The sequence below is a fragment of the Collinsella sp. AM33-4BH genome, assembly GCF_003469205.1.
In the GTDB taxonomy this organism is placed as follows: domain Bacteria; phylum Actinomycetota; class Coriobacteriia; order Coriobacteriales; family Coriobacteriaceae; genus Collinsella.
In genome coordinates, this window is the sequence record NZ_QSIN01000003.1 from 177,928 (window position 1) to 190,029 (window position 12,102).

Below are 12,102 nucleotides of genomic sequence, written 5' to 3' on the forward strand. Positions count from 1 at the left end.
CGGCCCATTACGCATTAAATGTCGTCTGAGGAGTCGAGTTCAGCCTCGAGCTTGGCGCGGCGTCTTTTCGCCGTGAAAAACGTTACGCACAGGACGGCAAACGTGGCCGCGAAAATCGTCGCTCCGCAGAACACGCCCGTGGCCAGGTTCGCCAACCAAAAGACGCTTTCGAGCGGTACGATCTGCGCCTCAGCGACACAGCGCATTGCGGCAATAACAAGCGCGAACGCGGCGCTTATGGAAACCATGTTCGCCATCGCCATGTGGACATAACAATTTCGATTCGCTATTCAAACTTACTCGGACAGAACCGACTCGGTTTTGTCCGAGTAAACTCGAGCATAAACTTGTTCATGCGATACAATTAACTCGGACAAAACCGAGTCGGAAGGAACCGAGTAAGTGGAATTCATTGGCAGGGAGCTTGAACTCGCCCGTATTAAGAAAACACTCAATGCGCCCGAGCAGCGCAATGTTCTCATTTACGGAAGGCGTCGCGTCGGCAAAAGTGAGCTCATCAAGCAGGCGCTAACCGATTTATCGGACGTCGCAACGATCTATTACGAGTGCCGCCAAACCTCCGAGGCAGACAACCTCGAGAGTCTGTCCGCCCTTGCTGCTGAAGCGCTAAGCTTTCCTCCGCTCGCCTTCACGGGCATCCGCGAGCTCATCGAATTTCTGTTTGCCCAAGCCAAAGACAAGAACATTACCCTCGTTCTCGACGGATACCCCTACTTGAGAGATGCGGTTAAAGGCTTAGACAGCATTCTCCAGACCTCAATCGACGCTCACAGGGAAGACTCACGTTTAAACATTGTCCTGTGCGGCTCCTATGTTGAGATTATGAAATCTCTCATCGAGCATGAAAGCCCCCTCTACGGGCGAATTGATCTCGCGCTTGAGCTTAAGCCCATGGATTACTTTGACGCTGCAAAGTTCTATCCCGCGTTCTCACCCGAGGACAAGGTGCGGCTCTATAGCGTTTTTGGCGGCATCCCCTTTTACAATCGCCTCATCGATCAGTCCCAAAGCGTACGCGACAATATCATCGAGCTCGTCACAGAACCTGGCGCCCGCTTAGAAAGCGAAGTACCGTCCTATCTCAACGCCGAGATCTCGAAGATGACCAACGCCAACGAAGTTTTCGGGGCTCTCGCACAAGGTTACTCCCGTTGGGGGGACGTGCTGGCACAGTCGCACGTCTCGAGCGGTCCGGCCATGGCAGACGTACTCGACAAGCTCATGTCACTCGAAATCGTCCAAAAGCGTGCACCCATCAACGACCCTACGAATAAGCGCAAGTCTGGCTACTTTGTGGTGGACCCACTTTCGCTCTTTTACTATCGCTACGTCTTCCGCAATGCTTCTGCGCGTCAGCTGCTCGACCCGGAAGTCTTCTATGATCGTCACGTCTCCCAAGACTTCGAGGAAAACTACACTCCACATATGTTCGAGGAGATCTGCCGTCAATACCTCGTACGGCAAAACAGGACTGGCAAGATCGAACCGGCTTTCGATGCCATAGGCAAGTACTGGTACGACGATCCCGCAAACAAAACGAGCGGCGAATTCGATGTGGTAACGCAAGACCCCGAGGGCTACGCATTCTACGAAGCAAAGTTCCGCAAATCCCCCGTCACGCAAAAAATGGTCGACGAGGAAATCACCCAAGTCGAGGCAACGGGGCTCAAATGCCATCGCTACGGATTCTTCTCCCGTTCGGGCTTCGAAGCTGACGAAAGCGATCGAACCGTCTTCATCGACCTGCCGCAGATGTTTGAATAGGACAGACCCCACCCGCATCCCAAGCATCCATTATCTAATCGAACTATTGTTCGATGGAATTCGTGTTGGTTGGAATCGCCCAAGGCCTGGGCTATGCTACCTTGACTATCTATATGACTAAAACGCAGAAAAGGAGCACCGAGAGAGCGAGTATGGCAAAAAACACCGCAAACTATGGTAACGACAGTATCCGCCAGCTCAAGGACGAGGAGCGCGTACGCCTGCGCCCCGCCGTCATCTTTGGCTCGGACGGACTCGACGGTTGCGCGCATGCCGCCTTCGAGATCCTGTCCAACGCCGTTGACGAGGCGCGCCAGGGCTACGGCAAGCTCATCACCCTCACCGCCTTTCGCGATGGCTCTATTCAGGTAGAGGACAATGGCCGTGGCTGCCCGCTCGACTGGAACCCTTCCGAGAAGCGCTTTAACTGGGAGCTCGTCTTCTGCGAGCTCTACGCCGGCGGCAAGTACAACAACAACCAGGGCGGCGACTACGACTTCTCGCTCGGCACCAACGGCCTGGGCTCGTGCGCGACCCAGTACGCTTCCGAGTACATGGACGTCACCGTCTGGCGCGACGGCAACAAGTACTCCCTGCACTTTAAGAAAGGCAAGGTCGTCGGCGCCAAGAAGAAGGCACTCGAGATTGAGCCCAGCGACGAGAACCGCACCGGCACCACCATCAAGTGGCGCCCCGATCTTGAGGTCTTTACCTCGATTAGCATTCCCCACGACTGGTATCGCGAGACCATGCGTCGTCAGGCCGTGGTCAACGCCAACGTGACCTTCCGCCTGCGCATCGAGGGCGACGATGGCGAGTTTTCCGAAGAGGATTTTTGCTATCCCAAGGGCATCGAGGACTACGTGCTCGAGAAGGTCGGTACCGACTACCTTACCGAGCCCTTCTTTATCGAGGCCGACCGTCGCGGTCGCGATCGCGAGGACCTGCCCGATTACAACGTAAAAATCACTGCTTGCATGTGCTTCTCGCGCACTTTCATGATGCAGGAGTACTACCACAATTCCTCCTGGCTCGAGAACGGCGGTTCGCCCGAGAAGGCGGCCCGCAGTGCTCTGACCAGCGCCGTCGACGCCTACATCAAGCAACAGGGCAAGTACAACAAAAACGAGAGCGGCATCAAATGGCAGGACGTCCAGGACTGCCTGGTACTGGTGACCAACTGCTTCTCCACCCAGACGTCCTACGAAAACCAGACCAAGAAGGCTATCAATAACCGCTTTATCCAGCAGGCCATGACCGCCTTCTTTAAGGAGCGTCTCTCGACCTATTTGATCGAGAACAAAGACGCCGCCAACAAGATTGTGGAGCAGGTGCTCATCAACAAGCGCTCGCGTGAGAACGCCGAGAAGACCCGCCAGAGCATCAAAACCAACCTGCAGCAGAAGACCGACATGGCCAACCGCGTGCAGAAGTTCATCGACTGCCGTTCCAAGGACAAAAACCGTCGCGAGATCTACATCGTAGAGGGCGACTCGGCAGCTGGCGCCATCCGAACGTCGCGCGACGCCGAGTTCCAGGGCGTTATGCCCGTCCGCGGCAAGATCCTCAACTGCCTAAAGGAGGACTACCCGCGCATCTTTAAGTCCGACATCATCATGGACCTTATGCGCGTGCTGGGCTGCGGCGTGGAGATCAAGGACAAGCGCATCAAGAACCTTGGCGCCTTCGACCTGGACAACCTCAACTGGAACAAGGTCATCATCTGTACGGACGCCGACGTCGACGGCTATCACATCCGCACGCTCGTGCTCACCATGCTCTACCGCCTGGTGCCCACGCTTATCGACGAAGGTTATGTGTATATCGCCGAATCGCCGCTCTACGAGATCAACTGCAAAGAGAAGACCTACTTTGCCTACACCGAGCTCGAGAAAAACGGCATCCTCAAGGAAATCGGCGACCAGAAGTGCTCTATCAACCGCTCCAAGGGTCTTGGTGAGAACGACCCGGACATGATGTGGCTCACCACTATGAATCCCGAGACGCGCCGCCTGATCAAGGTGGAGCCCGAGGACGTCACCAAGATGGAAACCATGTTCAACCTTTTGCTGGGCAACGACGAGGCGGGCCGCAAGCGCCATATCTCCGAGCACGGCAAGGAATACCTGGACCAGCTGGACCTGCAGTAGCAGCAAATCGATAACGACGGCCTATAAGAAGTTCAAGAGGAAATCGTGGCAAAGAAGAAGACGAAGAACCAGCCAAAGAAAAAGCAGGTCAACGCCGAGAACGTCATCGGCCTGCACTCCGAGGTCACCGACCAGCCGATTACGCAGACGCTCGAGGTCAACTACATGCCCTACGCTATGAGCGTCAACGTCTCGCGTGCATTCCCCGAGATCGACGGCTTTAAGCCCTCGCACCGCAAGCTGCTCTACACTATGTACAAGATGGGCCTGCTCAAGGGCGAGCGCCAAAAGAGCGCCAACATCGTGGGTCAGACCATGAAGCTCAACCCGCACGGCGATGCCGCGATCTACGAAACGATGGTGCGCCTGGCGACGGGCAACGAAGCGCTGCTTGCCCCCTTCGTGGAGTCGAAGGGCAACTTTGGCAAGTACTATTCGGGCGACCTGAGCTACGCCGCCTCGCGTTACACCGAGGCCAAGCTCTCCCCCATCAGCGCCGAGATCTTCAAGGACATCGACAAGGACCCGGTCGACTTCGTCGACAGCTACGACGGCGCCATGAAGGAGCCGCGCCTGCTGCCCACCACGTTCCCCAACATCCTTGTCTCGGCCAATAAGGGCATCGGCGTCGCCATGGCGTCCGACATCTGCGGTTTCAACCTCAACGAGGTCTGCACCGCCACGATGCACTACCTGCAGGATCCCGACTGCGACCTGCTCGAGTACATGCCCATGCCCGACTTCTCGACCGGCGGCGAGATTATCTACCGCCGCGAGGAGATGGAAAAGATCATCGAGACCGGCCTTGGCAGCTTCCAGATTCGCTCCCGCTGGCGCTGGATTCCCGAAGAGCGCATCATCGAGGTCTACGAGATCCCCTACACCACCAAGACCGATGTCATCATCGAGCGCATCGTCAAGCTCTCCAAGGAGGGCAAGGTCAAGGAGATCGCAGACATCCGCGATGAAACCGACCTTTCGGGTCTGCGTATCGCCATCGACCTTAAGCGCGGTGTCGACCCCGACAAGCTCATGGCCAAGCTCTATCGCTCGACCACGCTGCAGGATTCGTTCTCGTGCAACTTCAACGTGCTCGTCGACGGCTATCCCCGTGTTATGGGCGTGCGCCAGATCCTGCACGAGTGGGTCAAGTGGCGTATTGAGTCCACGCGTCGCCGCATTAACTTTGACCTGGGCAAAAAGTCCGAGCGTCTGCACCTGCTGCACGGCCTTGAGGCAATTCTGCTCGACATCGACAAGGCCATCGCCATCATCCGCGGCACTAAGCTCGAGGCAGAGGTTGTACCCAACCTTATGAAGGGTTTCGACATCGACGAGACCCAGGCCGAGTTTGTCGCCGAGCTCAAGCTCCGCAACATCAACGAGGAGTACATCCTCAACCGCACCAAGGACATTGCAAAGCTCGAGGGCGAGATCGCCGAGCTTGAGGAGATCCTTTCGAGCGAGGAAAACATCAAGAAGGTTATCAGCGACGAGCTGGCCGCGGTCAACAAGAAGTACGTGATGCCGCGCCGCACGGGCAGGATCGAGCCCCATGAGGTTATCGAGGTAAGCCTGGAGCCCGAGGTCGAGGAGTACCCGGTTACCATCATGCTTTCGCGCGATGGCTACCTCAAGAAGATGACGGACCGCGTGCTCAAGAAGGCGACCACGCTCAAGTACAAGGACGGCGACAAACCCTTTATCGAGTTCCCGTCCTCCAACACGCACGAGCTGCTGGTCTTTACCAACAAGAGCCAGGTGTACAAGTGCAAGGTCGCGGCGTTTGAGGATACCAAGTCGGCCCAGCTGGGCTCGTACCTTCCGACCGATCTCGAGATGGAACCCGACGAGAGCGTCATCTGGGTCATCGACCCCGAGGACTACAAGGCCGACGTGCTGTTCGTCTTTGAGAACGGCCGCGTGGTGCGTGTCGCGCTTTCTGGATACGTTACCAAGACCAACCGCAAGCGCCTTAAGAACGCCATCTACGGCGGCAGCAAGCTGCTGTATGCGCAGGTGCTCAAGGAGGACCGCGACCTCGCGCTGGTCTCGAGCGACTACCGCCTGATGAACTTCAACACGTCGCTGCTCAAGACCAAGACGACCACCAACACGCAGGGCGTCCAGGCCTTTACGGCCAAGAAGGGCCGCTCGGTCACCACCGTCGGCACGACCGAGGAGATTCTTGGCGCCGGCGTCTCGGCCGAGAAGTTCACCGCGCAGAGCCTGCCCTCCGCCGGCGCCCTCATGAAGGAAAATGACATGCCGAGTTTGTTTGACTAGGTACCACGGCAACGAGATCGTTAGATACTTCGCAAAGCGACGAGGCCCGGAACGCAACGGCATTGCGCCCGGGACTCGTCGTTTTTCTTCTCAACTATTTTTTAACGCAGATAAATTGATTTCTGCTTATTTTTCTGCGTAAAAAATGTCAGCGTCACTACTTCGATGCCCTTTGGTCAGTCGTTAGCAAAACTTGCAAAAGTTAGCAAAACTTGCAAAAATTAGCAAAACCTGCAAAGGAGCTACCATGGAGTACAGCAAGAACCCCTTTACCCCAACATTTGGAAGCGTCCCTCCCTTTCTAGCGGGTCGCGAGCATATCCTGCGCGACATCAACCGTGGCTTTATCAACGGCCCAGGAGATCCCAACCTGTCGACCATTTTTACTGGCGCAAGGGGAACGGGCAAGACGGCACTTCTCTCGCTCCTTTCAGAAACGGCGCTTGAACACGACTGGATCGCAGCAAATGTCTCCGCCATGCCAGGCATGCTCGAAGATATTATCGAGCGAACCAAAGAAGCCGCAGATAGCTACCTCTCACAGCCTCACGCGCGCATAAACGGTGTTCAAATTGGCCCAGTGGGCATCGATTGGACATACGCTCAAGAGGCTCAGGGCAACTGGCGCACGCGCATGAATGGCATCTTTAAGCAACTCGAAAAACATGACATCGGACTTCTCATCACCATCGATGAAGTCACCGTCGATCTCGAAGAAATGCTTCAATTTGCCTCTGTTTACCAGCACTTTGTACGCGAAGGTAAAAAAGTTGCCCTACTCATGGCAGGACTGCCCTACAAAGTATCGGCGTTGCTACGTAACGATTCCGTCTCGTTCCTCAGACGCTCCCAGTATCATCAGCTGGGACGAATCACTGATGTTGAGATTGCAAATGCATTTCGTAAAACCATTGAAGCAGGAGGACGCTCAATCACGCCAGAAGCGCTCGAGGATGCCGTGAAGGCCGTCGACGGATTTCCCTACATGATGCAGCTCGTCGGATATCGCACTTGGGATGTTTCGGAAAACTCGCCCCAAATCAGTACATCCGATGTCCAGCAGGGTTCTCTGCTTGCCCGTATGGAGCTGCGCGATCGTATTCTCGAAACGACCTATCAGGAGCTTTCCGATAAAGACATTGAGTTTTTGCTCGCGATGCTGCCCGATTCTGGCCCCAGCAGGGTCTCGGAGATAGCCAAACGCATGGGCGTCGCCAGCAACTACGCAAGCCAATACAAACGCCGCCTCCTCGAGGACGGCGTTATCGGGGAACGTGGACGTGGCCTCGTCGGCTTCGACATCCCCGCGTTCAGGGAATTCTTGAACGAGAAGGCGTTTTAGCACACCGGAATTGTCCGCGGGAGCATCGTTGCATGGCAATCAGCAATCCTCTTGGTAAGGGCAGCAAGCATTTCCGCTTGTGCTGATTGCCATGCGCTCCTCTTGTCCTTAGGCGAGCTTGCGGGCGAGCTCGCGCACCTCTTCCAACTTGGGCGAGGAGGCCATGCTGTCGCGCTCGGTCATGCCGCTAATGGTGACAATGCCCTGGTCCTCCCACTTGCAGTACGCGCAGGTTGACTTGTACATGGTAATCGCCGCATCATAGACACCCTCGCTGTGGCTATCGAGCAAAAGGGCCGTCTTGGTGAACGGGAAACCCGTGGCACCGAAGGCGTACAGGCGGTCGATGGCGGTCTTTTCCTGCGCAGTGATATCAAACCAGTAGATAGGCGAGGCGAAGACAACCATGTCGGTGTCTTTCAGCGACTCAATCACGTTGGCCATGTCATCCTTCTGCACGCAGACGCCCTCATGGGCGAAGCAGTACTGGCATCCCAAGCAGCCGGCGATCTTCTTGCTGGCAACGCGGATGACCTCGACCGTATGGCCGCCCTCACGCGCGGTCTCGGCAAACGCCTCGACCATGGTATCGGTATTGGCGCCCTTACGCGGGCTGCCGCTCAATACAACGATATTCATAGGATTCCCTCTCCTTCATGCTGCAGGCGCGCAGCATTTTTTCTTGTAACCAAAACAAATGGGGTTAATCAATCGCCAGCAGGCCATATCTCTTGCTCAAGTTCCCTAAAGAAGCTCAAGGCGATTGCGATTGCCTTATACAACATCGAAAACCAAAGAGGGGCCATAGCAACGTCGCCTGCCTGAAATGACATGCGGTCAAGACGAGCTACGAGGATCGTGACGAGCCGATACCGCCCGCATGCCCCCTTCGGAATAGGCGCTGAGCAGCTCCTGAGCGTGGGCAAACTCGGGCCCTCGCCTCCAACCGAGCAGGCGGTTGACCGCGAGATTTCCCTGGACGTTGTGGACGAAGAGCAGATAGGCGTCCTCGCGCGAAAGCCCAGTCTCCTCCATGATCGAGGGAACCATCTGCTCGGCGCCGCGCTCGACGACGCGCTGTGCCACCCGGGCGTACGCGTCGTCATCCGAGTAGAGCAGATAATAGTCATCGTTTGCCGGCGGACGCTGGCAGAGGGCACCCGCCTCCGTTCCCTCGAGCGGCGGCACCGCCGCCAAGGCCTCGTCGATAAGCGTGTCGAGCAGGGCGAACTTGTCCTCGTAGTGCAGATAGAACGTGCCACGGTTGATATCGGCGCGGCGGCAGATATCCGCTACCGTCATCTTCGCGAAGCCGACCTCGGCCAGCAGCGCGAAGAACGCCTCCCGTATGACCGAGAGCGTATAGCGCCGGCGACGGTCGATTTTCCCTGTATCCATGGCTCCTCCGTTCGATCTGCCCAACAATACCCAGCAGCTGCTCGTTTATCGACAGCATCTCGGAGCTGTTCATTGCTCTTGCGTAAATCGACATCGATACTGCTTATAGACACCTGTTCATTATAGCTGAAAGAGGGTATCGAATGACTCCGTACGAGCAGCTCGTCATCAATCTCACCAACCGATCGTTTTCCCATCAAGCAGCCTACCGCAGCGGCAGCACGCCCTATGAGCTGAGTGACCGCGAGCCCGAGCCCTACGACCAGCAAATCGAGGACTTCGCCCGTATGATCGAAGAAGCCGATTGCGTGCTGGCGGGCGGGGCCTCCGGGCTCTCCGCGGCGGGCGGCGGCGACTTCTATTACGAGGACAACGCAACCTATCGCAGGCATTTCGGCAAATTCGCCGAGCGCTACGGTTTCAAGGGCGCTTTCGAGGGGTCGTTCTACCGCTGGCCCACCGCCGAGGCGCGCTGGGGATACCTCGCCACCTTCCTCGACACCACGCTCAACGCCCCGCTGCGCAAGCCCTACAGGAACCTCGACGCCATTCTCGCCGAGAAGGATTTCTTCGTGCTCACCACCAACCAGGACACGCAGTTTGTGAAGCTCTATCCCTGGGAGAAAGTGGCAGAGATCCAAGGCGACCACCGCTTCTTTCAGTGCTCCCACTGTTGCACCGACGAGGTGTGGAACGCGGTCGAGCCGGTCTCCCACATGGTAGAGGCCATGGGAGACGGTCTGGAGGTTCCGACAGAGCTCGTGCCGCGCTGCCCGCACTGCGGGGCAGAGGCGTTCCCCTGGGTTCGCGGCTACGGCAACTTCCTGCAGGGCGAACTCTACGAGGAGCAGTACCGCAAGGTGTCCGACTGGCTCGACGCGCACGCACGGCAGAGGGTCCTCTTCCTCGAGCTGGGTGTGGGCCGCATGACGCCCGCGTTTATCCAGGAGCCGTTCTGGGCCCTCACGGCGCAGTTACCGCAGGCCAGCTACATCGCCGTAAACAACAAGACGCAGTTTCTCCCCCGCGCGATCGAGGATCGGGGGCTCGCCGTTCGCGCCGACATCGCCGACGTGCTCGCCGACGTGCGCAAGACGCTGGGGAGGTAGCGCATGGAGACGGCGAAAGCAGTTCGCATAGGCAGGGCGCTAGCCGAAGCGGATCTTGTCATCATCGGCGCTAGCAACGGACTCGACATGGCGGAGGGGCTCAACCTTTTCTGCGCCGATGCTCATTTCCAAGAGGCGTACGGGGACCTCGCCCAGGCAGACGGCATCGGCTGCATACTGCAGGGGCTCGCTTCCCCGGATGCCAGCGTGCGACGCCGATGGGCCGAGCGGTTCCATCAAAAGGAGTATCTCGAATATGAGCCCGGCTCGCTCATGAACGGGCTGCGGCGTCTTACGGAGCACGCCGACACCTTCGTGGTCACATGCAACATCGACGGGCACTTCGCGCGCGCCGGGTTCGACGAGGAGCGCGTGCTCGAGACTGAGGGGGGCACGCGCACGTCGGTTGACGAGCGGCGCCTCGCCCATCCAGACGCCCTCGCCATGGCCCAGCTCGACGGGCTCGCGCGTCTTGTGCAAGCCCATCGCAACGGCAGGGTCGCCATCCTCGAACTTGGCGTGGGACTGCACAACGGCGTCATAAAGCGCATGCTCGCCCAGATCGCGAACGCCTGCGAGCACGCCACCTACATCGTGTTCAACTACGGCCAGGCCATGGCGCCCGACGCTTCGTGCGAGACGATTCTCGTTGACGGCGATATGGCCCCGGCTTTCGAGGAGATCGCCCGATGCCACCCCTAGAAAGAGAAGCGCGTAGGCTTCGAAGCCTTATCGACGATGCCGACGCCATCATCGTCGGCATCGGCTCGGGCATGTCGAGCGCCGCCGGGTTCAACCATTACAACCGCGCGGGCATGGCGCGCGCAGGAATGGCGGACTGGCAGCAAGCCTTTGGCTTCAAGAGCCTTTTCGACGGCTTCTACCACCTCTACCCCAGCCTCGAGCAGCAATGGGCATACTATGCGCGATATATCGACTTCATGCTGCGCGAGCCGACCTCGCAGCCCTATCTCGACCTACGGTCCCTCATCGGCCATAAGGACTACTTCATCCTGAGCACCAATGTGGACACCCAAGTCGAGAAGACGTTTCCCACCGAGAGGATCTGCAACTATCAGGGAAGCTTCGCGCACCTTCAATGCAAGCAGCCATGCTGCGACGAGCTCTTCGAGGCGAGCCCCTACGTCGAGCGCATGCTCGCGGGCATGGCGGGGTTCGAGGTCCTCGGCGAGGATGTCCCCCGATGCCCGCATTGCGGCTGGCAGCTTGTGCCGTGGGTGCGCGACGACACGTTTCTGCAGGGTGCTGCCTGGCGCGAGAGCCTCGGACGATACGAGCGCTTTGTGTGCGAGCGCAGCGATCGCCGCGTGCTGTTGCTGGAGCTCGGCGTGGGCGAGATGACCCCCGGCATCATCACGCTCCCGTTCTGGAGCATGACCGCGAAGCTGCCGGATGCGCACCTTTTGAGCGTAAACATCTCGGGCGGCTCGGCTCCGCTGCAGCTTGGAAGCAAGGCAGGGGCGATCCAGGCCGATTTGGGCGCCCTGCTCTCGGCGGCGCGGGCAGGTGGCGAGTAACGCGGAGCGGTAGACGCGCAATGAGGTTTTAGCCGCAGCCTCCGAACGAGAGGGCTCGGAGGCTGGTATTCCTGAATCGCAGGTCACGATGGGTTATCGGAATCGCGAAGAGCGGATACCGCCAGTAAGCCCCCTTCGGAATAGGCGTTGAGCAGCTCCTGGGCATGGGCGAACTCGGGGCCTCGTCGATAAGCGCATCGAGCAGCGCGTACTTATCCTCGTAATGCAGATAGAACGTTCCCCGGTTGATCTCGGCGCGGCGGCAGATGTCCGCCACCGTCATCTTCGCGAAGCCGACCTCGGCCAACAGCGCGAAGAACGCCTCCCGTATGACCGAGAGGGTGTAGCGCCGCCGGCGGTCGATCTTGGTTTCTCCCATCGCCTCTCCAATCTGAGTCGTTTGACAATGTCCAGTAGCTGTTCGTTTATCGACAGGTGCACGCGTTTGTTCATTGCCCCTGCGAAAATCAACAAGGATACTGTTTATAGACACC

Annotated in this window: 11 protein-coding genes; 7 read left to right on the forward strand and 4 right to left on the reverse strand. The window is 58.0% G+C overall.

Translation table 11 applies throughout. The annotated features are described in order from the left end of the window. Positions 1-14: 14 nt before the first annotated feature. Positions 15-248 (reverse strand): hypothetical protein, encoded by a 234-nt coding sequence (locus DW821_RS03795; RefSeq protein WP_118065694.1) that lies wholly within the window; start codon positions 246-248, stop codon positions 15-17. A gap of 154 nt (positions 249-402) precedes the next feature. On the opposite strand from DW821_RS03795, the gene DW821_RS03800 reads away from it, so the two are divergent. The 4 genes from DW821_RS03800 to DW821_RS03815 all read left to right on the forward strand — a co-directional run bounded on the left by DW821_RS03800 (position 403) and on the right by DW821_RS03815 (position 7,563). Further along, positions 403-1,785 carry an ATP-binding protein gene (locus DW821_RS03800; protein WP_118065696.1) on the forward strand — a complete coding sequence of 461 codons (1,383 nt, stop codon included), beginning with the start codon at positions 403-405 and terminating at the stop codon, positions 1,783-1,785. Positions 1,786-1,937: 152 nt separating this feature from the next. Beyond that, entirely contained in the window at positions 1,938-3,935 is a 1,998-nt protein-coding gene (locus DW821_RS03805) for a type IIA DNA topoisomerase subunit B (RefSeq protein WP_118065698.1), read from the forward strand. A 45-nt stretch (positions 3,936-3,980) separates the two neighbouring features. Continuing rightward, the gene (locus tag DW821_RS03810; protein WP_118065700.1) at positions 3,981-6,221 is read left to right on the forward strand and encodes a DNA gyrase subunit A; all 2,241 of its coding nucleotides are present in this window, start codon (positions 3,981-3,983) and stop codon (positions 6,219-6,221) included. Positions 6,222-6,468: 247 nt separating this feature from the next. After that, complete coding sequence (locus DW821_RS03815) at positions 6,469-7,563, forward strand: ATP-binding protein (protein WP_117758294.1); 1,095 nt, start codon at positions 6,469-6,471, stop codon at positions 7,561-7,563. 108 nt (positions 7,564-7,671) lie between these two features. Here the strand turns inward: DW821_RS03815 and DW821_RS03820 are convergent, their stop codons facing one another. Both DW821_RS03820 and DW821_RS03825 read right to left on the reverse strand, forming a co-directional pair. Then, the gene (locus DW821_RS03820) at positions 7,672-8,202 is read right to left on the reverse strand and encodes a flavodoxin family protein (protein ID WP_118065702.1); all 531 of its coding nucleotides are present in this window, start codon (positions 8,200-8,202) and stop codon (positions 7,672-7,674) included. Positions 8,203-8,400: 198 nt separating this feature from the next. After that, on the reverse strand, positions 8,401-8,961 hold the full coding sequence (locus DW821_RS03825; protein WP_118065704.1) for a TetR/AcrR family transcriptional regulator: 561 nt from the start codon (positions 8,959-8,961) through the stop codon (positions 8,401-8,403). Between the two features lie 143 nt (positions 8,962-9,104). Here DW821_RS03825 and DW821_RS03830 point away from each other — a divergent pair, with 143 nt between their 5' ends. Genes DW821_RS03830 through DW821_RS03840 form a run of 3 tightly spaced genes read left to right on the forward strand, consistent with a single transcriptional unit; the run spans position 9,105 to position 11,608 of the window. After that, the gene (locus DW821_RS03830; protein WP_118065706.1) at positions 9,105-10,070 is read left to right on the forward strand and encodes an NAD-dependent protein deacetylase; all 966 of its coding nucleotides are present in this window, start codon (positions 9,105-9,107) and stop codon (positions 10,068-10,070) included. Between the two features lie 3 nt (positions 10,071-10,073). Then, positions 10,074-10,772: a hypothetical protein gene (locus DW821_RS03835; RefSeq protein WP_118065708.1), complete on the forward strand. Its 699-nt coding sequence runs from the start codon at positions 10,074-10,076 to the stop codon at positions 10,770-10,772. Beyond that, positions 10,760-11,608 (forward strand): NAD-dependent protein deacetylase, SIR2 family, encoded by an 849-nt coding sequence (locus tag DW821_RS03840; RefSeq protein ID WP_118065710.1) that lies wholly within the window; start codon positions 10,760-10,762, stop codon positions 11,606-11,608. The genes DW821_RS03835 and DW821_RS03840 overlap by 13 nt, the downstream gene beginning before the upstream one ends. Before the next feature lie 28 nt (positions 11,609-11,636). On the opposite strand, the gene DW821_RS03845 is transcribed toward DW821_RS03840, so the two are convergent. Beyond that, positions 11,637-11,987 (reverse strand): TetR/AcrR family transcriptional regulator, encoded by a 351-nt coding sequence (locus DW821_RS03845; protein ID WP_118065712.1) that lies wholly within the window; start codon positions 11,985-11,987, stop codon positions 11,637-11,639. Positions 11,988-12,102: the final 115 nt, after the last annotated feature.